Source organism: Blastococcus sp. SYSU DS0617 (assembly GCF_054051075.1).
The window spans coordinates 81,663-103,755 of sequence record NZ_JBJHAO010000012.1; the positions used below are offsets into that span (position 1 = coordinate 81,663).

21 protein-coding genes and 1 tRNA gene are annotated in these 22,093 nt (G+C 73.5%); 13 read left to right on the forward strand and 9 right to left on the reverse strand.

Annotated elements, in window-relative coordinates:
• The first annotated feature begins 21 nt into the window (after positions 1–21).
• The 5 genes from ACI793_RS14125 (at position 22) to ACI793_RS14145 (ending at position 4,526) form a co-directional block, all read left to right on the forward strand.
• Positions 22–420 carry a nuclear transport factor 2 family protein gene (locus tag ACI793_RS14125; protein ID WP_456607008.1) on the forward strand — a complete coding sequence of 133 codons (399 nt, stop codon included), beginning with the start codon at positions 22–24 and terminating at the stop codon, positions 418–420.
• Between the two features lie 74 nt (positions 421–494).
• On the forward strand, positions 495–1,403 hold the full coding sequence (locus tag ACI793_RS14130) for an NAD-dependent epimerase/dehydratase family protein (protein ID WP_456607009.1): 909 nt from the start codon (positions 495–497) through the stop codon (positions 1,401–1,403).
• Positions 1,404–1,529: 126 nt separating this feature from the next.
• Positions 1,530–2,747 (forward strand): phosphoglycerate dehydrogenase, encoded by a 1,218-nt coding sequence (gene serA, locus ACI793_RS14135; protein WP_456607010.1) that lies wholly within the window; start codon positions 1,530–1,532, stop codon positions 2,745–2,747.
• A gap of 64 nt (positions 2,748–2,811) precedes the next feature.
• Positions 2,812–3,753: an NAD(P)H-binding protein gene (locus ACI793_RS14140; protein ID WP_456607011.1), complete on the forward strand. Its 942-nt coding sequence runs from the start codon at positions 2,812–2,814 to the stop codon at positions 3,751–3,753.
• Positions 3,750–4,526, forward strand: a complete 777-nt coding sequence (locus ACI793_RS14145; RefSeq protein WP_456607012.1) for a CPBP family intramembrane glutamic endopeptidase — start codon at positions 3,750–3,752, stop codon at positions 4,524–4,526. Before ACI793_RS14140 ends, ACI793_RS14145 begins: the two co-directional genes overlap by 4 nt.
• A 41-nt stretch (positions 4,527–4,567) precedes the next feature.
• Here the strand turns inward: ACI793_RS14145 and ACI793_RS14150 are convergent, their stop codons facing one another.
• The 4 genes from ACI793_RS14150 to ACI793_RS14165 all read right to left on the reverse strand — a co-directional run bounded on the left by ACI793_RS14150 (position 4,568) and on the right by ACI793_RS14165 (position 9,601).
• Positions 4,568–5,956 (reverse strand): class I SAM-dependent methyltransferase, encoded by a 1,389-nt coding sequence (locus ACI793_RS14150; protein ID WP_456607013.1) that lies wholly within the window; start codon positions 5,954–5,956, stop codon positions 4,568–4,570.
• A gap of 143 nt (positions 5,957–6,099) precedes the next feature.
• The gene (locus tag ACI793_RS14155) at positions 6,100–6,306 is read right to left on the reverse strand and encodes a zinc-ribbon domain-containing protein (protein ID WP_456607014.1); all 207 of its coding nucleotides are present in this window, start codon (positions 6,304–6,306) and stop codon (positions 6,100–6,102) included.
• A 128-nt stretch (positions 6,307–6,434) separates the two neighbouring features.
• Entirely contained in the window at positions 6,435–7,730 is a 1,296-nt protein-coding gene (locus tag ACI793_RS14160; protein WP_456607015.1) for an acyl-CoA dehydrogenase family protein, read from the reverse strand.
• Positions 7,731–7,966: 236 nt separating this feature from the next.
• Entirely contained in the window at positions 7,967–9,601 is a 1,635-nt protein-coding gene (locus ACI793_RS14165) for a hypothetical protein (RefSeq protein WP_456607016.1), read from the reverse strand.
• A 274-nt stretch (positions 9,602–9,875) separates the two neighbouring features.
• Here ACI793_RS14165 and ACI793_RS14170 point away from each other — a divergent pair, with 274 nt between their 5' ends.
• Entirely contained in the window at positions 9,876–12,473 is a 2,598-nt protein-coding gene (locus tag ACI793_RS14170) for a flavin-containing monooxygenase (RefSeq protein WP_456607017.1), read from the forward strand.
• A 220-nt stretch (positions 12,474–12,693) separates the two neighbouring features.
• Positions 12,694–13,941 carry an MFS transporter gene (locus ACI793_RS14175; RefSeq protein ID WP_456607018.1) on the forward strand — a complete coding sequence of 416 codons (1,248 nt, stop codon included), beginning with the start codon at positions 12,694–12,696 and terminating at the stop codon, positions 13,939–13,941.
• 397 nt (positions 13,942–14,338) lie between these two features.
• Here ACI793_RS14175 and ACI793_RS14180 read toward each other — a convergent pair whose 3' ends face one another.
• Together ACI793_RS14180 and ACI793_RS14185 are read right to left on the reverse strand one after the other, a co-directional pair.
• A complete protein-coding gene (locus ACI793_RS14180; RefSeq protein ID WP_456607019.1) occupies positions 14,339–15,109 on the reverse strand; it encodes a DUF6544 family protein in 771 nt (256 codons plus the stop codon).
• Positions 15,106–15,546, reverse strand: coding sequence for a hypothetical protein (locus ACI793_RS14185; protein ID WP_456607020.1), 441 nt, complete (start codon positions 15,544–15,546; stop codon positions 15,106–15,108). Before ACI793_RS14185 ends, ACI793_RS14180 begins: the two co-directional genes overlap by 4 nt.
• Positions 15,547–15,666: 120 nt before the next feature.
• Between ACI793_RS14185 and ACI793_RS14190 the strand changes: the two genes are divergently transcribed.
• Positions 15,667–16,068: a hypothetical protein gene (locus ACI793_RS14190; RefSeq protein WP_456607021.1), complete on the forward strand. Its 402-nt coding sequence runs from the start codon at positions 15,667–15,669 to the stop codon at positions 16,066–16,068.
• 242 nt (positions 16,069–16,310) lie between these two features.
• On the opposite strand, the gene ACI793_RS14195 is transcribed toward ACI793_RS14190, so the two are convergent.
• Positions 16,311–16,398: transfer RNA gene (locus ACI793_RS14195), tRNA-Leu, on the reverse strand.
• Positions 16,399–16,531: 133 nt separating this feature from the next.
• Between ACI793_RS14195 and ACI793_RS14200 the strand changes: the two genes are divergently transcribed.
• The 3 genes from ACI793_RS14200 to ACI793_RS14210 all read left to right on the forward strand — a co-directional run bounded on the left by ACI793_RS14200 (position 16,532) and on the right by ACI793_RS14210 (position 19,206).
• Positions 16,532–17,860: a M20/M25/M40 family metallo-hydrolase gene (locus ACI793_RS14200; protein ID WP_456607022.1), complete on the forward strand. Its 1,329-nt coding sequence runs from the start codon at positions 16,532–16,534 to the stop codon at positions 17,858–17,860.
• Positions 17,861–17,867: 7 nt separating this feature from the next.
• Positions 17,868–18,674: an SDR family oxidoreductase gene (locus ACI793_RS14205; RefSeq protein WP_456607023.1), complete on the forward strand. Its 807-nt coding sequence runs from the start codon at positions 17,868–17,870 to the stop codon at positions 18,672–18,674.
• A 91-nt stretch (positions 18,675–18,765) separates the two neighbouring features.
• Positions 18,766–19,206 (forward strand): SRPBCC family protein, encoded by a 441-nt coding sequence (locus ACI793_RS14210; protein ID WP_456607024.1) that lies wholly within the window; start codon positions 18,766–18,768, stop codon positions 19,204–19,206.
• Here ACI793_RS14210 and ACI793_RS14215 read toward each other — a convergent pair whose 3' ends face one another.
• Positions 19,207–19,782, reverse strand: a complete 576-nt coding sequence (locus ACI793_RS14215) for a class I SAM-dependent methyltransferase (RefSeq protein ID WP_456607025.1) — start codon at positions 19,780–19,782, stop codon at positions 19,207–19,209.
• A gap of 119 nt (positions 19,783–19,901) precedes the next feature.
• Between ACI793_RS14215 and ACI793_RS14220 the strand changes: the two genes are divergently transcribed.
• Both ACI793_RS14220 and ACI793_RS14225 read left to right on the forward strand, forming a co-directional pair.
• Positions 19,902–20,858 (forward strand): NADPH:quinone oxidoreductase family protein, encoded by a 957-nt coding sequence (locus ACI793_RS14220; RefSeq protein WP_456607026.1) that lies wholly within the window; start codon positions 19,902–19,904, stop codon positions 20,856–20,858.
• Positions 20,859–20,965: 107 nt separating this feature from the next.
• Positions 20,966–21,823, forward strand: coding sequence for a pentapeptide repeat-containing protein (locus ACI793_RS14225; RefSeq protein ID WP_456607027.1), 858 nt, complete (start codon positions 20,966–20,968; stop codon positions 21,821–21,823).
• Here ACI793_RS14225 and ACI793_RS14230 read toward each other — a convergent pair.
• Positions 21,816–22,019 (reverse strand): DUF5703 family protein, encoded by a 204-nt coding sequence (locus ACI793_RS14230; RefSeq protein ID WP_456607028.1) that lies wholly within the window; start codon positions 22,017–22,019, stop codon positions 21,816–21,818. The two genes, ACI793_RS14225 and ACI793_RS14230, sit on opposite strands and share 8 nt — an antisense overlap.
• Positions 22,020–22,093 lie beyond the last annotated feature (74 nt).

Consider the following 22,093-nt stretch of genomic DNA (forward strand, 5'->3'; position numbering starts at 1 on the left):
CGGCACGACCGAGGAGACGCTGTGATCGACGACGTGATCGACCGCTGGCACCGGTTCCTGGGCGGTGACCTCCCCGGCGGCCTGGACGGGCTGCTCGCCGACGACGTCGTGTTCTACTCGCCGGTGGTCTACACGCCGCAGCGCGGGAAGGCCGTCACGACCCAGTACCTCGAGGCGGCGAGCCGGGCGCTGGCGGGTGGGCCCGGCGGGGCCTTCCGGTACACGAAGGAGGTCCTGTCCGGGGACACGGCCGTGCTCGAGTTCGAGACCACGGTGGAGGGCCGGTACGTGAACGGCGTCGACATCATCCGGTGCGACGACGCGGGCCGGATCGTCGAGTTCCGCGTGATGCTGCGCCCCCTGCAGGGGATCCAGGCCGTGCACGAGCAGATGGGCCGACGGCTGGCCGCGGGCGGCTGACCCCGCGGCCAGCCGGTGCACCGGGCGCCGTCGCGTGGTCGCGTGGTCGCGTGGTCGCTGGCAGGGTGGAGCGCATGGCCACTCCTCCTCCCGTCGTCGTGGTGACCGGTGCGAACGGGCTGGTGGGCACCGCGGTGTGCCGCGCCCTGGCCGCGCGGGCGGCGCAGGTGCGTGCCGTCGTCCGCCGGGCGGGCAGCGCGCCCGCGCTGGACGGGGTCACCGAGCACGTCGGCGACTTCGCCGACGAGGACGTCGCCCGGGCGGTGACCCGGGGCGCCGATGCCGTCGTCACGACGGTGCACCCGATGGGCTCGTCCCGGGAGGCGCAGCACCGGGTGGGGGTCGAGGGCACGCCGGTGATCGCTCGCGCGGCGCGCGATGCAGGCGTCGCGCGGCTCGTGCACGTGTCCACGGCCGGTGTGTACGACCGCTCCGCCGGCGTCGGGGACGTCGCCGAGGACGGCGCACTCCTGCCCGAGGGGAGCGGCGCCTACCCCGACACCAAGAACGCCACCGACGCCGCGCTCGCGCAGATCGACGGGCTCACGACCGTGCTGGTCCGCCCGCCGGCGATCGTCGGTGCCGGTGACACCTCGGTGTGGAACACGCTGCGGCCGCGTGCGGTCCGGGACGGCGACCGCCGGGCGAACCCGGCGCAGACCTGGTCCTGGGTGCACGTCGACGACCTGGCCGCGCTCATCGCGGACGTCGCCACGGGCGCTGTCGCCACCGCGGGCGACCCGCAGCGTGGTCCGGTCGCCGGTCGGACGACGCCGGTCATCGTGGCGGGCGAGCCCGCGACCTGGGGCGACTACCTCGGCACGGTGACCGACGCGCTCGGCGTCGACCCCGAGTGGACCGACGAGCCGGCGTGGACCGGGCAGCTGCGCACCGACCGCGCCCGCGGGTGGGGCTGGTCGCCGCGGGTGGGCCTGGCGCAGGCCCTGGACGAGGTGCGCCAGGGCCTGGCGACGCAGACCTGACCGCACCGGCCACGGGGGGTGGCGGCCGTCCGGAAACGGGACGCGGTGCAGCGCAGGATTCCGGGCCCGGGATACTGCCTGTGCCGAGGACCGCCGCTGGTCCTCTGGTCGAGGAGGTCCCTGAACGTGCCGAGAGCCCTGCTGCTGGAGAACATCGACCAGGTGGCGGCCGACGCCCTCCGCGCCGCCGGTTTCGAGGTGGAGACGCGCCGGGGAGCGCTGGACGAGGCCGACCTGGTCGACGCGCTCCACGGCGTCGACGTGCTCGGCATCCGGTCCAAGACCCAGGTGACCGCCGACGTCCTGCGCCGTCGGCCGGAGCTGTGCGCGGTCGGGGCCTTCTGCATCGGCACGAACCAGATCGACCTGACCGCGGCGGCTGCCGCGGGGGTGGCGGTGTTCAACGCCCCGTACTCGAACACCCGCAGCGTGGTGGAGATGGCGCTCGCCGAGATCATCATCCTGGCCCGGCGGCTGGTGGACCGGGACCGGGCGCTGCACGCCGGGACCTGGGACAAGTCCGCGACCGGCAGCCACGAGATCCGCGGGCGCACCCTGGGCATCGTGGGCTACGGGAACATCGGCAGCCAGCTGTCGGTCCTGGCCGAGGCGCTGGGCATGCGGGTCGTCTACTACGACCTCGAGGACAAGCTCGCCCTGGGCAACGCGGAGCGCTGCGACACCCTGGAGGAGCTGCTCGAGCGGGCGGAGGCCGTCACGCTGCACGTGGACGGTCGCGGTGGCAACGCCGGGTTGTTCGGGGCCCAGCAGTTCGCCCGCATGCGCCCCCGCAGTCTCTTCCTCAATCTCTCCCGCGGGTTCGTCGTCGACCACGAGGCGTTGCGGGACAACGTCCTGAGCGGCCACATCGCCGGCGCCGCGGTCGACGTCTTCCCGGAGGAGCCGCGTGAGCAGGGCGACCCTTTCGACTCGGTTCTCCGCGGCCTCCCCAACGTCGTCCTCACCCCGCACGTCGGGGGGTCGACCCAGGAGGCGCAGTACGACATCGGCCGCTTCGTCGCCGGCAAGCTCGTCGACTACACCCGCACGGGCACGACGACGCTGAGCGTGAACCTGCCCACCGTCGTCCTCCACGGCTCCTCGGCGGCCCGGTTCGCGTTGCTGCACCGCAACGAGCCCGGCGTCCTCGCGCGTGCCGATGCACTGGTCGGCGAGTACGGCCTCAACGTCGACGGGCAGGTGCTGGCCACGCGCGGGGAGCTGGGCTACGCGGTCACCGACGTCAGCGCCCCCTTGCCCCCGGAGCTGGTGGCCGCGCTGCGGGCATTGCCGGAGACCGTCCGCCTGACCGTCGGACCGGGTCCCGGCACCGCATCCGGCTGACCCGCGTCCGCCGGCCGCGGAGGCACGGGTCGCGGTCCCGGCCCGTCCGGGCCACCCTGGGCCGGTGAGGATCCTGGTCACCGGCGCGTCGGGGTTCGTGGGCAGCCGGCTGGCCACCGCGCTCGAGGAGGCCGGGCACGACGTCCGGGCGATGACCCGGCGGCCGGAGAGCTATCAGGGGGCCGGCACCCCGGTGGGGGCCGACGTCGGCGACGAGGCGTCGTTGCACGCGGCCCTCGAGGGCTGCGACGCCGCCTACTACCTCGTGCACTCCCTGGGCGATGCCGACTTCGAGCGCAAGGACGCCGACGCGGCCCGCGCCTTCGCCCGGGCCGCCGCCGCGTCGGGGACCGGCCGGATCGTCTACCTCGGCGGCCTGGGCCGGGACGGCGACCGGCTGTCCCGGCACCTGCGCAGCCGCCGCGAGGTCGAACGCCTCCTGGGCGGAACCGGGGTGCCGGTGACCGTGCTGCGCGCGGGGATCGTGGTGGGGCACGGCGGGGTGTCCTGGGAGATGACCCGCGAGCTGGTGGCCCACCTGCCCGCCATGGTCACCCCCCGGTGGGTCCGCACACGGACGCAGCCGATCGCGGTCGCCGACGTGGTCCGGTACCTGGTCGGTGTCCTCGAGGCCCCGGAGGCGGAGGGCCGGGTGTTCGACGTGGGCGGGCCCGAGGTGCTCACCTACCTGCAGATGCTGACCCGCGTCGCCGAGCTGCAGAACCGGCACCTGTTCGTGGTCCCCGTGCCGCTGCTCAGCCCGCAGCTGTCCTCGCGCTGGCTGGCCCTGGTGACCGACGTCGACGTGGCCACCGGCCGCTCGCTGATCGACTCGATGTCCATCGAGGTGGTCGTCACCGACCCCGCCATCCGCTCGGTCGTCCCGTTCGAGCCGGTGGACTACGACGAGATGGTGCTGACCGCGCTCCTCGAGCGGGCGCGGGAGCGCCGGCAGCAGGCGGGGGAGCGGAGCGGTGGGTGGCTCAGCCGCGGAGCGCGGCGGTGACCCGCCGGGGGGCGTCCGGGCGGCTGTGGTCCGCGGTGGAGCGGGCAGCGGGGCCGCTGCTGCGCAGCGTGCCACGGGACCACTGGGAGAGCGACGCGGCCTTCCGGCGCCGCCGGCGCGTCACCGCCGTCGTCGCGGTGACCGGCGCCTCCCTGCTCGGGGTGTCGCTGTCGACGCCGCCGGGCTCGCGCCGGTTCTACGAGCTGACCCTGGGGGTGGCCGGCACCTGGGTGGTCGGGGGCCTTGCCTCCGGGCCGCTGCACCTGGGGCGGATGTTCGGGCCCGGCGACCGGCTGCGCCGGCCGGTGCTCACGCCGGTCGTCTCCGGGGTCGGGGCCTTCGGGGCCTTCTACGCCGCGGCGCTGGTCGCCCGGCGGATCCCGGTGCTGGAGCGGGCGATCGGCTCGGTGCTCCGCTACGCCGACCAGGGATCGGGCCCGCTCGTGCTCACCACCACGCTGGCCAACGGCGTGGCGGAGGAGGTGTTCTTCCGCGGCGCGCTCTACGCGGCGGCGGGCCCGGACCGGCCGGTGCTGACGTCGACGGCGGTCTACGGCCTGGCCACCACCGCCACCCGCAACCCGGCGCTCGTGCTGGCCAGCGTCCCGATGGGGCTGCTGTTCGCGGTGCAGCGCAGGACCACCGGCGGGATCCAGGCGCCCGTGCTCACGCACGTGGTGTGGTCGGCCCTGATGCTGCGCTACCTGCCGCCGTTGTTCGCCGACCGCCTCGCGGTCGAGGAGCGGGCGTCGTCGTCGCCCGGGCAGGGGTGACCGGCGCTCACCTCGGGACAGCCCCGGCTTCCGGCCCGGTGTCAGATCTCAGCCCGCGGGATCTCCCGCGGCGCGCTGCCTCGCACGCCGTCCGGCCCGCCTCCTCGGTGGGAGGCGTGGTCCGCCCGGCCGGACGCCTGCCCCGCGCGGCGGCTCCAGTCCGGACGGACGAGCGGGAGGTCCTGGCCCGGGCCGCCCGGCTTGATGGCCAGCACCTGGTTCACCCCGACCCGGTGCCCCTCGAACGCCAGCGCCGACCCCGCGAGGTAGAGCCGCCACACCCGGGCCCGGCCGGGGGAGGACAGCCGGACGGCCTCCTCCCAGTGGCGCTCGAGGTTGGCCACCCACGCCCGGCAGGTGAGGGCGTAGTGCCGGCGGAGCGCCTCGACGTCGCAGACCTCCAGACCCGCCTCCTCCAGCACCCGGACGTGGGTGGCCAGCGGCTGCAGTTCGCCATCGGGGAAGACATAGCGGGTGAGGAACGAGCCGGGATCCGGGCGGTCGGGACCAGCCGCGGGGCCGCGCGCGATCGCGTGGTTGAGCAGCCGCCCACCGGGGCGTAGCAGGGCGTGCAGTCGCGCCGCGTAGAGCGGCAACAGGTCCAGCCCCACGTGCTCGGCCATCCCGATCGACGCGATGGCGTCGAAGGGCCCGTCAGTGACCTCGCGGTAGTCCTGCAACCGGACCTCGACGCGTCCGGAGAGCCCTGCGTCGGTGACCCGCTGGGCGGCCAGCTCCGCCTGGGCGGCGGAGATGGTCACGGCGGTCACCGAGACGCCGTACCTGGCTGCGGCGTGCAGGGCCAGTGATCCCCAGCCGCACCCGACGTCGAGCAGCCGCATGCCCGGCTGCAGGCCCAGCTTGCGGCAGACCAGGTCCAGCTTGGTCTCCTGCGCCTCCTCGAGCGTCGCCGTCGGCCCGGGGAAGTAGGCGCAGCTGTAGACCAGCGAGGGGCCCAGGAGCAACCGGTAGAACTCGTTGCCGACGTCGTAGTGGTGGCTGATGGCCTTCCGGTCCCGCCCCAGCGAGTGCCGGACCCCGCCGAGGCGTGCCTCCTCGGCCGGCGGCGCAGGGGGCGGTCCCAGGATCCCGTGGCGCAGCAGCGGGCCGGCCAGCCGGGCGAGCGCCCGGCGGTCCAGGCGCAGCGTCGGGCGGGCGGGCAGCGACTCGGGGAAGCCCAGCGCCGCGAAGATGTCTCCTTCGACGTCGAGGTCCCCGCTCACGTACGCGCGGGCGAGACCGAGCTCGCCGGGTGCGTAGACCAGCCGGCGCAGGGCCCGCCGGTGCTTCACGACGAGGGTCGGCGCACCGTCGACGAGGGACTCGGAGCCGTCCCAGCACCGCACCGACAGCGGGAGGGGCGCCCCGAGGAGCAGCCGCCCCAGTTCGTCCACCAGGTCCGCAGCCCCGCGTGCTGACGCAGAAGTCATGCCGGACCCTTGCACAGTCGTCCGGCCGGTCGGAAGATCCAATTCCGCTGGACCCACCGGTCGTGAGGCAGGCGTTGACCGCGGCGGGGCACGTGCCCCTCGGAGCCCGCTGACCGGGCAGGGCGGGGACCCGGCGCCCCGCCTCAGACCTCGACGGCCGTGCCGCAGATGCCGCAGATCTCCAGCTGCCGTCGTCGTCCCCACCGGGCGATCGGGATGAAGAAGACGGTGAACTGCTTGGCCGTCCGCACCCGAGCCCAGGTCGTGGTGTTGCCGCAGTTCGGGCAGGTGCGGACTTCCCCCGGGCCCAGGTCCTGGTGCTTGGTGCCGAAGCCGAAGAGGAAGAACATCCCGCCACGGTAGGCAGCCGGCCCGGCTGCCGCCCGGCGAGCGGTCCCCGCTCCGACGACGCAGGGGCCCGGCCACCCGCGGTGACCGGGCCCCTGTCGTCGGTGCGCCGGGACGGTGCTCTGCCCGATCAGGGACCGGCGAAGACGCCCTCGCCGCGGGCCTCGGTGCGACCGGGAGCGGGTTCGTTGTAGCGACCCGCCTCGTGGCGGGCGACGACGAAGTGGTGCACCTCGTCGGGCCCGTCGGCCAGGCGGAGCGTGCGCTGGCTGGCGTACATACCGGCCAGCGGCGTCCACTGGGACACCCCGGTGGCGCCGTGGATCTGGATGGCCTGGTCGATGATCTGGCAGACCTTCTCGGGGACCATCGCCTTGACCGCCGAGACGTAGACCCGGGCCTGGGCGTTGCCGAGCACGTCCATCGCCTTGGCCGCCTTCAGCACCATGAGCCGGCAGGCGTCGAGCTCGATGCGCGCCCGCGACACCGTCTCCATGTTCTTGCCGAGGTTCAGGATGGGCTTGCCGAACGCCTCGCGGAACTTGCCCCGGCGGATCATCAGCTCGAGGGCCTTCTCGCCCTGGCCGATCGCGCGCATGCAGTGGTGGATGCGTCCGGGCCCGAGGCGCACCTGGCTGATCTCGAAGCCGCGGCCTTCGCCGAGGAGGATGTTCGAGACGGGCACGCGCACGTCGGTGAACCGGATGCGCATGTGGCCGTGGGGAGCGTCGTCGCGGCCGAAGACCTCCATCGGCTCGAGCACCTGGACGCCGGGGGTGTCCATCGGCACCAGGATCTGCGACTGCTGCTGGTGCACCGGCGCGTCCGGGTTCGTCTGACACATGACGATCATGATCTTGCAGCGCGGGTCGCCCGCACCGGAGATGTAGTACTTCTCGCCGTTGAGGACGTAGTCGTCGCCGTCGCGGACCGCCTGGAGCCGGACGTTCTTGGCGTCGGAGCTGCCGACGTCGGGCTCGGTCATGGCGAACGCGGAGCGGATCTCGCCGTTGAGGAGGGGCTCCAGCCACCGGGCCTTCTGCTCGGGGGTGCCGACGCGCTCGAGCACCTCCATGTTGCCGGTGTCCGGGGCCGAGCAGTTGAGCGACTCGGAGCCGAGCGGGTACTTGCCGAGCTCGACGGCGATGTAGGCGTAGTCGAGGTTGGTCAGGCCGCCGACCTCGGAGTTGGGGAGGAAGAAGTTCCAGAGGCCGGCCTCCTTGGCCTTGGTCTTGGCCCCCTCGAGCGCCTCGAGCTGACCCGGCGCGTACGACCACCGGTCGGCGCGTCCCTCGCCGAGGCGGAAGAACTCCTCCTGCATCGGCGCGACCACGTCCTCGAGGAACCGGACGACGCGGTCGTAGAGCGGACGGGCCTCCTCGCTCATACGTAGGTCGAACAGCTCCGTCGGCTCAGCGCGTTGCATCGGGTGTCCCTCTCAGCTGGTTCGTTCGGCGGCGGGGTCGTCCTCGCCAGGAGCGGGCGAGGAGCGCAGCAGGGCGTCGTCCCGGTGGGACGGTGCCCCGAGGGTGGCACAGGTGCGCTCGGTCACTCGAACCGGCTCCGGCCGGTCGAGCGGGACGGTGCGGCCTGGGGGATGGGATGCGACGGGGGCCCTGTCCGGACGTGCGGCGCGCCTCCCGGCTCGGGCAGCGTCGACCGTCAGCCCGCCGGCGTGAAGGTGTTCAGTCCCGTCGTCGTGTCGTGTCGCACCGTCCCCGGCAGCCCGACCGCATGCCGGTCCGGACTCGTCAGCACCGGGAGTGACTCCGCGTCGTCGGCCATCCCGGCCACGAAGCGCGCGCCGTCGCCGAGCCGGCCGACCACCACCGCGCGGGCCAGCTCGCCGTCCGGTCCGGGCAGCACCGTGTAGCTCTCGATGGTGGCCGCTCCGTCCGGCGTCGGCTCCATCCGGGGCCCGGGGCCCTGCGCGGCGTCGACTGCCGCCTGCCGGGACGGCTCGTCGTCCTCGACGAAGACGCCCCCGGGCGGCGGTGCCGCGGACACCACGAGGGCGTGGTGCTTGGTGGCGTACTCCCCGTTGCCGTAGAGCAGTCCCGTCGTGTCGTCCCCCGCCCCGCGCAACCGCTCGAGCATCACGTTGGCCGCGCAGCTCATGTAGGCGTTGATCGGCCCGCCGTAGAACGTCAGGCCGCCCGCGACGGTCAGCTCCCGCGCCAGCGGGACGTCCAGCACCGAGGCGGCGATCCACGGGACGACCGGGAAGCAGCTGTAGAGCTCGAGCAGGTCCGGCACCCCGCCCGCCAGCTGCACCGCGTCGCGCAGCACGGCCGCGATCGCCGCCGAGTCCGCGTACGTCGCCCGTTCGAGCACATCGGTCGTGTCCGTGGCGCCGGCGGCGCCCCACAGGAACACTATCCGGTCGGGCGCGACGCCGAGTGCGCGCGCGTGTCCGTACGTGGTCACGATGGTCGCCGCCGACTGGTCGACGTCGGAGTTCGCGCACATGTACTTGGTGTAGGGATAGGAGACCCAGCGGTTGCGCGCGTCCGGCGTCGCGATCTGCTCGGCGGTCGGCGCGGACGGCACCGCGGCACCGGGCACCCGGGCGGCCACGTGCGCGAGGCCCGCCTGGATCTCCGCCGAGCGCCGCTGACCCTGCGCCGGCGTGGCATCCAGCGCTGCCCGGCGGGCCACCTCGAACAGCGGGTAGACCCGCACCGGGGCGCGCAGCCCGTGCGCGGCGGCCGGCCCCGCCACACCGACCTCCGGGACGTACTCCACCGGCGGCTGCCCGGCCGGCGTCCACTCCGGCTCGACACCGGCGGTCCCGAGCACCCGGCGTGACCGGAGGGACTCGCCCCCGACGACCACGGCCAGCCGGCTCTGCCCCCGCTGCACTCGCGCGGCCGCGGCCGCCAGCAGCCGTGTCGGCTGGTCCCCGCCGATCGGGCTGTAGACCGCCCGCGACGGGCGCATCCCGACCCGGGAGCCGACCGCGCCCGTCGGGTCGGCGTAGTTCCAGGACAGCAGGTTGATGACGTCGAGCGAGTCGGCCTCGGCCAGCTGCGCCGCGGTCAGCCCGGCGTCCTCGGCCGCGGCGCGGACCGCGGCGGCCAGCAGCTCCGCGGGCTCGGTCGCCTCCTCGGGGGTGCGCGGCGTGCGGGTGACGTTCGCCCCGCCGATCACGACCGGTAGGGAGTCCTCCAGGGCGAGCATCGCGTACTCCTCGCTGATCGGGTGCTGTCCGGCTGCGGTGGTGCGGGCGGGTGGTGGTGCGGTGGGAGTCCAGCGTTCGCCGCTCGGTGGCGTGATCGTCAGGGGTGACCCGATCACCAGGCATAGCATGCCGTCCGGCGCCGGAGGCGGTCCCGATGGAGCACGACGGCCCGTCGCCGAACGCCGGCGATCCGGCTCGGCGGTGCCCGTTCGTACGGCGAGCGGACCGCCGGTCATCGGCGGCGCTGCCCAGCAGTTCCCGGTCCTGGCGACGACGGCTGACACCGGGGCACACGGAGTCCCCGACCCGGCCGACGGCGACACGATCAGGCCGGGAAGAGTGCTAGCTTCCGAGCCGGACGTGACCTCCGTCTCACACTCGGGAGCGCTCGTGGCTGTGGATGGGAAGAACCGGCCCTCGGCCGGCCCGCAGGTGGACGTCGTCGTCGTGGGGGCGGGCTTCTCGGGCCTGTACCTGCTGCACCGACTCCGGGCGGAGGGCTTCTCCGCGCGGGTGTTCGAGGCGGCGAGCGACGTCGGCGGCACGTGGTTCTGGAACCGGTACCCGGGGGCGCGCTGCGACATCCCGACCACCGACTACACGTTCGGCTTCGACCCGGAACTCGAGCGGGAGTGGACCTGGTCGGAGAAGTACGCGACCCAGCCCGAGATCCTGCGGTACCTGCAGTTCGTGACCGACCGCTACGACCTGCGCCGGGACATCACGTTCGACACCCGGGTCGAGGGGGCCGACTGGGACGACGTGGCCGGCCTCTGGGCGGTGCGGACATCGAGCGGCGAGACGGTCAGCTGCCGGTACTACGTGATGGCCACGGGCTGCCTGTCCGTGCCGAAGGCCCCCGACATCGAGGGTGCGTCGCGGTTCGCGGGCGAGGTGTACTTCACCAGCCGGTGGCCGCACGAGGGGGTCGACCTCACCGGCCGGCGGGTCGCCGTCGTCGGCACCGGCTCCTCGGGCATCCAGTCGATCCCGCTGATCGCGCAGCAGGCCGCCCAGCTGACCGTCTTCCAGCGCACGCCGAACTTCTCCATCCCGGCGCACAACGGTCCGCCACCGGCCGACCGGCTCGCCCAGCTGGCCGCCGACCGCGACGCCTACCGCACGGCGGCGAAGTGGACGCGGGGCGGCGTCCCTTCCGAGGTCACCGACGTCCTCGGCGTGACCGCCCCCGAGGAGGTGCGGCGGGAGCGCTTCGAGGCGGCGTGGGAGGCCGGCGAGCTGTTCGCCATCCTCGGTGTCTTCGCCGACCAGGGGGTCAATCCGGCGTCGAACGAGATCGTCGCCGAGATGGTCCGGGAGAAGATCAGGTCGATCGTCGAGGACCCGGAGACCGCCGAGGCGCTGTGCCCGAAGGACCACTACTTCGGCACGAAGCGGCCGTGCCTGGACAGCGGGTACTACGCGACGTACAACTCGCCGCACGTCCGGCTCGTCGACCTGCGCAGGACACCGATCACGACGGTCACCGAGACCGGCATCGACACGACGACGGAGTCCTTCGAGTTCGACGTGATCGTCTACGCCACCGGATTCGACGCCATGACCGGAGCCCTGGTCGGCGTCGACGTCACCGGACGCGACGGGGTGACCCTGAAGGAGAAGTGGGCCGACGGACCGTCGACCTATCTCGGGCTGACCACCGTCGGTTTCCCGAACTTCTTCGCCCTCACCGGGCCGGGCAGCCCGTCGGTCCTGTCCAACATGGCGGTGTCGATCGAGCAGCACGTCGACTGGGTGACCGACTGCCTCGTCGACCTGCGCGCGACGGGCATGACGACGATCGAGCCGACGCCGCTGGCCGAGGACGGCTGGAACCAGCACGTCGCGGACTGTGCCGCGATCTCGCTGCACCCGACCGCGAACTCCTGGTACATGGGCGCCAACGTGCCGGGCAAGCCGCGGGTCTTCTACCCCTACATCGGCGGAGTCGACAGCTACCGGGCCGCGTGCGACGAGGTGCGGGCGAAGGGGTACCTGGGCTTCCGGCTGTCCGGGCCGGGTGGCGAGCAGTGCCACGACGGCGTCGTCCGCCGGCTGCAGCCCGACGTCGCACTCGTGCTCGACGCCATGGCGCAGATGGAACTGCCTCCGCTGGAGTCCATGTCGCCGCCGGAGGCGCGGGCGTTCATGGAGATGAGTGCGGGGATGCGGCCGCCCGGTCCGGACGTCGGTGAGGTCGTCGACGGCGTGGTGCCCGGCCCCGCCGGCGAGTTGGAGTACCGGCTGTTCCGCCCCGCGTCGCCCGGGCCGCATCCCGTCATCCTGTACTTCCACGGCGGTGGATGGGTGCTCGGTGACCAGGTGTCCGACGAGCCGCTGTGCCGGGACCTGTGCGTGCGCACCGACGCCGTCGTCGTGTCGGCGAACTACCGCCACGCGCCCGAGGCGCGCTACCCGGCCGCCGTCGAGGACGCGTGGGCGATGCTGCAGTGGGTCGGCGCGCATGCGATCGAGCTCGGCGGCATCCCGGACGACCTGGCCCTCGCCGGGTGGAGCGCCGGCGGCAACCTGGTCGCCGTCGTCACCCAGCGCGCCCGGGACGACGGCGGCCCCGCCGTACGCGGCCAGCTGCTGCTGACCCCGGCGACCGACTCCACCATGGACACCGGGTCGTTCGAGGAGAACGCCGACGGCTACGTGCTGACCGCGCCCCTCATGCGTTGGTTCTGGGACCACTACTGCGATCCCGAGCACCGCACCGAGCCGACTGCCGCCCCGCTGCGCGGCGAGTTGGTCGGACTGCCCCCGGCGATCGTGGTCACCGCGGAGTTCGACCCCTTGCGGGACGAGGGCAGCGCCTACGCCGAGGCGCTGCGTGCGGCCGGCGTGCCGGTCGAGCACGTCGCGGCACGCGGGCACACCCACACGTCGCTGACCATGGTCGACGTCGTGCTCTCGGGTGCGCGGGTCCGCGAGGAGATCGCGCTGCGGCTGCGTGCGATGTTCCGACAGCCGGCGGAGGTCTGACAGGGCAGAGTGAGGGTGCGCCCGTTCGTTCGGGAGGTGGTGCTGGACGGTCAGGTGCCCGGATGGGTGCCGGACGAGGGGAGCCATGAGCGGGAAAGCCATCCGACCCGTCGACGCACAGCGCGATGAGACCGGATGGACACCGGCCGCGTCGGAGCCGGCCCCGTCGCCCGAGGTGCCCGTACCGGCGGTACCGGTCCCAGGGGAGACCGTCCTCCCGGTGCCGCCGGAGACCCTGTCGCTCGGCGCGATGGCGATCCTGCGGATCGGCGGCTTCCTCGTCCTGTACCTGAACTCCGCCGCGGTCTTCCTGGGCGTCATGGCGCAGGCGATCGCTCGCGGCTGGCTGGCGTTCGAGCTCACCGGGTCGAACGCTGCGCTGGGCGGGATCCTGCTCGCGTTCGGAGTGGCACTCCTGCTGGCGACCCCGTGGGGTGGCGTGGCCGCCGACCGGCTGCCCAAGCGGCTGGTGCTGCAGCTCTCGGTGCTCCTGCTGGCGGTGTCGAGCGCCGGGATCGGGCTGGCCGTCGTCTTCGACGTCATCGCGTACTGGATGCTGCTGTGCGCCAGCGTGCTGCAGGCCGCGGGTTTCGCCCTGTTCGGTCCCGCCCGGATGGCCTTCCTCGCGGAGATCGTCCCGCGTGGCTCGATGCCTCAGGCCGTCTCGCTGCTGCTGGTCAACGCCGAGGTGAGCCGGGTGGTGGGTCCCGCACTGGCCGGCGTGGTCATCGGTGCGGTGGCGTGGGGCATCGAGGCGATCTTCCTGTTCAGCGCCGTCCTGGCGATCGTCGGGGTGCTCCTCACCGCTGCACTCCCGGCCGGGCTGCCGGGGGAGCCCTCCGGCCGGTCCCCGCTGGGGGAACTCGCCGACGGCGTGCGCTACGTCCGCCGTCACGCCGAGCTGAACGCCCTGGTGTGGTGCGGCATCGGCGTCACGATGCTGGGGATGCCGTACCTGGCCTTCATGCCGACCATCGCCAGCGACCTGTTCGGGCTCGGCTCCGTCGGCTACGGGGTGCTGTCCGCGACCTCCGCGGTCGGCGGCGTCGCGGCGGGTCTGCTCCTGGGGCGGCGCGGGACGTGGGTCCGGGGCAGGCGGGTCTTCGTGGCGGCGGGCGCCGTCTTCGGCCTGGCCGTGTGCTCCCTGGCGATCGCGCCGACCGCCTACGTCGCGGTGGTGGTGCTCCTCGCCGTCGGCGCGGCGATGCTCGCCTTCCAGACCAGCAACCAGTCACAGCTGCTGGACCTGGCGGAAGCGGAGTACCACGGGCGGGTGCAGGGCCTGGTCATGCTCAGCTTCGGCGCCTTCGGCATCGCGGCGCTCCCGCTGGGCCTGCTCGCGGACCTGATCGGGTTGCGCTGGACGCTCCTCGCGATGGGTGCCGGGGTGATCGCCGTCGTGGCTGTGTACGCGGTCGCCGGCCGGCGCAGGTCGGCGACGGCGCGCCGGTCGCGCGACTCCGACTGAGTCGGCCGGATGCCGTTGCCGGACGCGGGGTCGCGCATCCGTCCCCGGCTGCGGAGCGCGTCACTTGCCGGTCGTCGACGACGCAGCGCAGGGCCCGAGCGCGGGAAACGACACAACCCCACGGTCCATGACCATGGGGCCCTTCGGGGTGTCCGAGGGGCGACACGGCACGCACCCACGCGGCTGCCGACCTGTTGGGTAGGGGCCCTGAGCCGTTGGTGACGGGTCGGGCGGACCAGGAGATCCGTTGTCAGGTGCTGGCCGTCGTGTCCCCGGCGCGAGGAACCCGCGGCGCTGACGTGCGTGCTCGATGCGATGAGCGTTCGGGTGGGCCGGAAGGGGACGTCCGGTCGGCCGCAGGCCACGCCCGTGTCCGTCGAGCCGGCGTTCGACGGCCTCAGTGGAACTCGGCTCCAGTGATGCTGGCTCGGAAGAACTCGCCCTCGGATTGCCGCTCCGTGCCCCACCACCAGCCGGCCCGCAGCTGTGAGCCGATGGTCACCCCGGCGAACGTCCGCTCGGCCTCGATGTCCACGCCGAAGGAGTACCAGCCGAATGGTTCGCCGCTCGGGTTGCCCCATCGCTGCATGGCGATTCCGACGAGCCGGCCGTCGGTGCCGACGGAGAACTCGGCGCGTTCGTCCTGGCCGCCGATGCGCCAGGTCGCGATGCAGTGGTCGTCGTCCGAGCCGGGCCGCCACGTCGCGCCGCGGAAGGTGGTGGGCGCCAGCGCCATCTCCCCAGCCAGGCGCCCGGCGGCGCTGCGCGTGACGTCGGCGCCCGTCGCTGTCATGACGGGAAGCAGCCCGCCGAGTCGCCAGTACATCTGCCCCGTTCCGGAGCTGTAGCGGTCGAAGCCGGTGACCGGCAGCCCGAACAGGCGGGCGGTCGCGGCCCAGATGAACCCGCGAGGCGGGGCCAGGACCTGGATGGCGGTGAAGGGACGCCAGGACCCCAGGCGGATCTCCCCGCGCATGGTGAGGCGAACGGACGGCCACAGCGGGGTGCCGGGGGCTACGGCGTGGGTGAGCCAGCGACGGGCGGCCTCGGGCAGGTCGGCGACCATCGCAGGGTCGAACAGCTCCGGCGGCTGCTGACCGGTGCCGGTCAGCAGGTCCCACTCACGCCGCACACTGCGGGCGGCTTTCGGGACCGGCGTAGCGCTCACCCGTTGCTCCTTGCACCGGCGGTTCCTCGGTTTCGATGCGCCGCGGCGACCGTGACGGCCACGCCGACGAGCACGGCTGTATCGACCACCAGACCCGCCCACGCGATCGACGCCGACGGCAGGAGCACCGCGGCCGACACCAGGGCGGCGAGCAGTCCGACCGGACGCCACGTCGGCCGCCCGGCGGCGAGGAGCGCCGCGGTGACCAGGAACAGCAGCATGGCGATCAGCCACGCGGCTCCGACGGCGATCGCCGCCGTCGAGCCGGCCTCGGGCCGGACGTCGTCGTAGCGGAGCTGACCCGGCTGCCCCCATCGCCAGAGCAGCGCCACCCCCATGAGGTGGACCGCTCCGTGGACCGCCAGAACGACCGCGGTCACCAGCCGCAGCACTCGCATCAGGCGCTGACCACTCGTCCGCGAGACGGGGCCGTTCACCCCCACGACGCTACCGGCCACGCAGTTCCGGGGCATGCAGCAGCCGGGCGAACGGATCTCGGCGGCGGACTCGTCGCATTCGCGGGTCCGCCGCCCACGGTGGATGAGCACAATGTCCCGGTGGGCTGGTCGCGTCGGGTCGCCGCAGCGCTCCTCCTCGTTCTGATCGTCGGCGCCTGGGTGGGCGGCATCAGCTTCGTGACAGATCCGTCCGGTGGCACCCTGGGTATGTCGCCCACGCAGCTACCGAACTGGCCGCTGCTGGTCGACTACACGGTCCCAGGGCTCCTGCTGATCGTCTTGTTCGGCCTGCTGCCGATCGCAGCGCTGGTGGCGCTCGTCCGTCGTCCGCAGCTGGGTTGGCCCGCCGCGGCCGCCGTCGGTGTCCTGCTGATGGTCTGGATGCTCGTTCAGATCCTCGCCCTCGGCCTGCTGTTCCCGGGGATGCAGCTCGCGTTCCTGGCCATCGGCGCGGTGCTGGTCGTCTTGGCTGGAACCTTCCGATCGCGACGTCGATCATGACCAACCCGCGGCAGCCTGGATGGATGCGTGGGCAAGCGGAGGTGGGGTCGCCCGCGCCCGCGCCCGCGGTCTGCTTCGGATGGGGGCTGCATCCGCTTCGGTTGACCGTGCCGACGAGGGCGGCCCGACCAAAGGGTGGCGGGGAATCGTGGCTGTCGACGTGATGCTTCAGGCATCGAGCGGCCGTGCCGCCGCCAGAAGCAGAAGAACCCCTGTCGGCCGGCAGCCGCAGGGGATCAACGTGGTGTCCGAGGGGGGACTTGAACCCCCACGCCCGATAAAGGGCACTAGCACCTCAAGCTAGCGCGTCTGCCATTCCGCCACCCGGACGAGTGCGGGGCAAGACTACCGGACCGGTCCGGCCTCGCGGTGCACCCCCCGGCGGACGCCTGACGCCGCAGCAGCGCGGTCCGGCTCCGTCCGCCCGGTGGGGGGACGACGGGACCGATGGCACCATCGGCGCATGACCGAGGACGCCGCCGTGCCGCTGGCCCGAGCCCAGGACGAGGTCGCCGAGCTGCTCTCGGACCTGATCCGCATCGACACGACGAACACCGGCTCGACGGCCACCAGCATGGGGGAGCGGGCCGCCGCGGAGTGGGTCGCCGGCAAGCTCGGCGACGTCGGCATCGACTCGCGGATCGTGGAGTCCGAGCGCGGCCGGGCCAGCCTCGTCGCGCGCATCCCGGGCGCCGACCGCAGCCGCCCGGCGCTGCTGGTCCACGGCCACCTCGACGTCGTCCCCGCCGATCCGGCCGAGTGGAGCGTGCACCCCTTCTCCGGCGAGGAGCGCGACGGCTACATCTGGGGTCGTGGAGCAGTCGACATGAAGGACATGGACGCCATGGTCCTGGCGCTGGTCCGCGACTGGGCCCGTACCGGAGTCCAGCCCGAGCGCGACATCGTGCTCGCCTTCGTCGCCGACGAGGAGGCCGGCGGCAGGCTCGGCGCCCACCACCTCGTCGACGAGTACCCCGACCTGCTCGAGGGCTGCACCGAGGCCATCAGCGAGGTGGGCGGCTTCAGCATCACCGTCCGCGACGACCTGCGGCTCTACCTCGTGCAGACCGCGGAGAAGGGGCTGGCCTGGATGCGGCTGACCGCCGCGGGCAAGCCCGGGCACGGCTCCTTCGTCCACGACGACAACGCCGTCACCCGGCTCTGCGAGGCGGTCGCCCGCATCGGCAGTCACCGCTTCCCGCTCACCCTCACGCCGCCGATGCGCCAGTTCATCGCGGCCGTGGAGGACGCCTACGGCATCGAGATCGACCCGGCCGAGCCCGAGCTCGCGCTGGCCCGGCTCGGCAGCATCAGCCGGATGATCGGCGCGGCGCTGCGGAACACCGCCAACCCCACGATGCTCGAGGCCGGCTACAAGGCCAACGTCATCCCGGGCACCGCGAGCGCCACCGTCGACGGCCGCTTCCTCTACGGCGAGGAGCAGGAGTTCGAGCGCCAGCTCGCGGCGCTGGTCGGCGAGGGCGTGCAGCGCGAGTGGCTGGTCCACGACCAGGCCGTGGAGACGACGTTCGACGGGCCGCTGGTCGACCAGATGGTCACCGCCCTCAAGGCCGAGGACGACGGTGCGCGCCCGGTGCCGTTCACCATGAGCGGCGGCACCGACGCCAAGAGCTTCCAGCGTCTCGGCATGCGCTGCTTCGGCTTCTCGCCCCTCCGGCTGCCCGCCGACCTGGACTTCGCCTCGCTGTTCCACGGCATCGACGAGCGCGTGCCCGTCGAGTCCCTGCGCTTCGGCGTCCGGGTGTTGGACCGCTTCCTGCGGTCGGCATGATGGGGACGTGACCGAGACCACGCCTGCACCCCGCCCCGGATCCGTCGCCCTCATCACGGGAGGGACCGGCGGCTTCGGCCGCGCCCTCGCCACCAAGCTGAAGGCGCTCGACGTCACCGTCGTCCTCGCCGACCTCGACAGCGAGCGCAACCGGCAGGTGGCCGACGAGCTCGGCTGCCCGTTCGTCGTCCTGGACGTCTCCGACCGGGCGGCCAACGCCGCCGTGGTCGCCCAGGTCGAGGCCGACCACGGCCGGCTGGACGCCGCCTTCCTCAACGCCGGCATCGCCGGCAAGTCCCGCCAGGCGCTCGACGTCGACGAGTTCCTGCGGGTCGTGGACATCGACCTGTTCGGCGTCGTCTACGGCACCGAGGCCGCCCTGCCGGCGCTGCGCCGGGCCGGCGGTGGCTCGATCATCGTGACCGCCTCGCTGGCCGGCCTCGCGCCGCTGGCCACCGACCCGGGCTACAGCGTGGCCAAGGGCGGGGCGATCACCTTCGTCCGCTCGATGGCCGCGCGGGTGATCGACGAGAACATCACCATGACCGCGATCTGCCCCGGCTTCGCCGACACCGCGATCATCGACGGGATCCGCCAGACGTTCCTGGACAACGGCTTCCCGATCCTGTCGGCCGAGGAGGTCGCGGACGCGATGATCGCCGCCTGGACCTCCGGTGAGCCCGGCGCCGCCTACATCGTGCAGCCGGGCATCGGCGCGGTGCCCTACAAGTTCAAGGGCGTGCCGGCGGCCAAGACCGCCAGCGGTGAGACCGCCGGCGTCCCCGGGGCGCTGCGCCCGGGCTCGGCCACCTGAGCCGCCCCACCAGGACGGCACACCCCCACGGACGGCGTCCGGTGGACCACACTGCACCTGCGCGGGCCAGGACCGTTCCGGAGGTGCAGCGGTGCGACACGAGATCAGCGCGGCGGTCGACATCGAGGCGCCGCCGGACGCCGTCTGGGCGCGGCTGACCGACCTGCCCGGCTACGCCGACTGGAACCCGTTCATCCCGTCCGCGTCCGGGCAGCTGCGTCCCGGGGAGCGGCTCTCGCTGCGCCTGCAACCGCCCGGCGGTCGCGCCCTGCCCATCCGGCCGACCGTCACCGAGGTGGTCGACGGCACGGTGTTCGAGTGGCTGGGACACCTCGGCGTCCCCGGGCTCTTCGACGGGCGGCACCGCTTCGAGCTGGCCCCCACCCCGCAGGGCACCCACCTGGTGCAGAGCGAGTCCTTCAGCGGCCTGCTCGTCCGACCGCTCCGGGGCTTCCTCGATGGCGGCACGCTGGCCGGCTTCCGGGCGATGAACGACGCGCTGCGGCGGCGGGTGCTGGAGTCGCGCGCCTGATCAGGCGGCGTCGTCCTGGGAGCAGGCGAACAGGAACGCCGGCGGCACGTTCCACGGCGTGATCCGCCAGCGCACCGAGCGGAAGCGCCTCCGGAGCTCGCCCATCATCAGCGGCGAGTACTGGATCAGCACCATGACGCCCTGCGGCGTCAGCAGGCCGGGGAGCGCGTCCAGGATCCGCTGCCGGAGCTTGCCGTCGAGCGAGGTGAAGGGGATCGCCGAGACGAGGACGTCGGCCCGCTGACCGTCCAGGTAGGCGGCCACGTTCTCGGCCGAGTCGGTGACGACCTGCAGCCGGTCGTCGCCGGCGTACCGCTTCGCCAGGAGCGAGGACAGCTTTGGGTCGATCTCCACGGCCACCAGCCGGGCGTCCGGCTTCAGCCGGGCCAGGATCTCGCCGGTCTGCGAGCCGGTGCCCGCTCCCAGCTCGACCACCAGGTCGGCACCGGGGACGTCGGCCAGGTCGAGCATGTCCCGCACCGCGGTGCGGGACGTGGGCAGCACGGCGCCCATCTGGCGAGGGTGCGCGACGAAGGCGGCGAAGAATCGCAGCGGGTCCGTCAGGTGCTGTCTCATGCGGTCCTCACCGTTCGGCCGGGCGTGGTCGACAGCACACTGTCACGCCGTCGCGGGCGCAGCGAGCGGAGACCAGGGGCAGGTGACGGTCGTCACCCTGCGTCTGGCAGGGTCGGGGCATGCGTGCATGGCGGGTCCACGAGCTCGGCGACCCTGCGAAGGTCATGAGCTTCGACGAGGTCGAGACACCGACACCCGGCGAGGGCCAGGTGCTGGTGAAGGTGCGGGCCGCCGCGCTGAACTTCCCCGACGTCCTCATGGCGCAGGGGCTCTACCAGGAGAAGCCGCCCCTGCCGTACACGCCCGGCGTGGAGCTGTGCGGCGAGATCGTCGGCACGGGGCAGCGGGTCATCGGCTCGCCGGCAGGGGGCCCCGGCGCGTTCGCCGAGTACGCGCTCATGGACGCCGCGTCGGCCTACCCCGCGCCGGAGGGCATGTCGGACGAGAAGGCCGCCTCGCTGTACCTGACCTACTCCACCGGCCACGTCGGTCTGCACCGTCGCGCGCACCTGCAGGCGGGGGAGTGGCTGCTCGTGCACGCCGGCGCCGGGGGCGTCGGGTCGGCCGCCATCCAGCTCGGCAAGGCCGCCGGGGCGAGGGTGATCGCCACGGCCGGCGGGGCCCGCAAGACCGAGATCTGCCGCGAGCTGGGCGCCGACCACGTCATCGACTACACGGCCGAGGACTTCGTCCCCGTCGTCAAGGAGATCACCGGCGGGCACGGCGCCGACGTCGTCTACGACCCGGTCGGCGGTGACGTGTTCGACAAGTCGCGCCGGTGCATCGCCTTCGAGGGGCGGCTGCTCGTCGTCGGCTTCACCAGCGGGCAGCACCCGCAGGCACCGGCCACCCACGTGCTGGTGAAGAACTACAGCGTGGTCGGGCTGCACTGGGGCCTCTACCGCAAGCACGACCCGGGGCTGTTCCCCGCAGTGCATGAGGAGCTGGTCCGGCTGGTCGCCGAGGGGCACGTCGATCCGCTGGTGGGCGACGTGCTGCCGCTCGACCAGGCGCCCCAGGCGCTGGCCCGGCTGGCCGACCGCGGCACCGTCGGCAAGGTCGTCCTCGTCCCGTAGAGCAGGCGCCCAGCGCGGGGTTCCGTCCGTCGTGCCGGGTGGCCAGGGGTGCCGTTCCCCGCGCTCGACGTCGGGCGGCTCCGTCGCCGTCCTACGCTGGCCGGGCCATGACCTTCCCACCGCTGCCGGTCGTCCCCGCGCGGGACGGGCTGGCAGCCGACTGCAGCCGGTGTGCCGGGCTCTGCTGCGTGGCGCCGGCGTTCACCGCCTCGGCGGACTTCGCGATCGACAAGCCCGCGGGCACGCCGTGCCGGCACCTGCAGGGCGATTTCCGCTGCGGCATCCACGACCGGCTGCGGCCCGCGGGCTTCCCGGGCTGCACGGTCTTCGACTGCTTCGGCGCCGGTCAGCGGATCACGCAGGAGACGTTCGGCGGGCGGAGCTGGCGGGAGTCGCCGGAGCTGGCCGCCGCACAGTTCGCCGTCCTGCCGGTGATGCGCCAGCTGCACGAGATCCTCTGGTACCTGGCCGAGGCCGCGACGCTGCCGGACGCCGCGGCGCTGCACGCGGAGGTCGAGGACGCGCGGGCGCGCACCGAGCGCCTGGCCGGGATGGACGCCGACGCGCTGCGGACCCTGGACGTGGGCGCCCATCGCGCCGAGGTGGGGGCCTTGCTGCAGCGGGTGAGCGACGCCGTCCGCAGCCCGGCCGGCCCGGACCGCCGCGGCGCGGACCTCATGGGCCGCGATCTGCGCCGGGCGCGACTGCGCGGGGCGACCCTGCGGGGCGCCTACCTCATCGGTGCCGACCTGCGCGGAGCGGATCTCGGGCCGGCGGACCTTCTCGGCGCCGATCTCCGGGCGGCCGACGTCCGCGGCACCGACCTGTCGGCCTGCCTCTTCCTCACCCGGCCGCAGCTGGAGGCGGCCCGGGGCGACGTCGCGACGCTGCTCCCGCCGGGCTTTCGGCGCCCCGCGCACTGGCTGCAGGACCGGGCGGGGCCGGGGGAGACGCTGCCTAGATGACCGGACCGGGCAGGTAGGAGAGCCGGGAGCGGCGCCGCAGGATCACCTTGCGGGTGCCGTCGGCGTGCAGCTGCAGCCGGGCGAGTTCCCAGCCGCCCACGTCGGACTGAAGACTCAGCATGGTCGCCGCCGCGGACCGGGACGTGCCCGGCGGGATCCGCAGCGGCGCGAACTCGTAATCCGTGGGCGCCTCCATCGGCCCGATTGTGCCTCTCCGACGCCCGCCGGTCACGCGGTCGTTCCCCAGCGCCCCCCGGCCGGCCTGCCGGA

Excerpts from the sequence above, each read along its gene's own strand:
- ACI793_RS14130 (WP_456607009.1), top strand. The coding sequence starts at position 495 with ATGGCCACTCCTCCTCCCGTCGTCGTGGTGACCGGTGCGAACGGGCTG.
- ACI793_RS14150 (WP_456607013.1), bottom strand. The coding sequence starts at position 5,956 with ATGACTTCTGCGTCAGCACGCGGGGCTGCGGACCTGGTGGACGAACTG.
- ACI793_RS14155 (WP_456607014.1), bottom strand. The coding sequence starts at position 6,306 with ATGTTCTTCCTCTTCGGCTTCGGCACCAAGCACCAGGACCTGGGCCCG.
- ACI793_RS14160 (WP_456607015.1), bottom strand. The coding sequence starts at position 7,730 with ATGCAACGCGCTGAGCCGACGGAGCTGTTCGACCTACGTATGAGCGAG.
- ACI793_RS14200 (WP_456607022.1), top strand. The coding sequence starts at position 16,532 with ATGACCGAGGACGCCGCCGTGCCGCTGGCCCGAGCCCAGGACGAGGTC.
- ACI793_RS14215 (WP_456607025.1), bottom strand. The coding sequence starts at position 19,782 with ATGAGACAGCACCTGACGGACCCGCTGCGATTCTTCGCCGCCTTCGTC.
- ACI793_RS14220 (WP_456607026.1), top strand. The coding sequence starts at position 19,902 with ATGCGTGCATGGCGGGTCCACGAGCTCGGCGACCCTGCGAAGGTCATG.
- ACI793_RS14225 (WP_456607027.1), top strand. The coding sequence starts at position 20,966 with ATGACCTTCCCACCGCTGCCGGTCGTCCCCGCGCGGGACGGGCTGGCA.
- ACI793_RS14230 (WP_456607028.1), bottom strand. The coding sequence starts at position 22,019 with ATGGAGGCGCCCACGGATTACGAGTTCGCGCCGCTGCGGATCCCGCCG.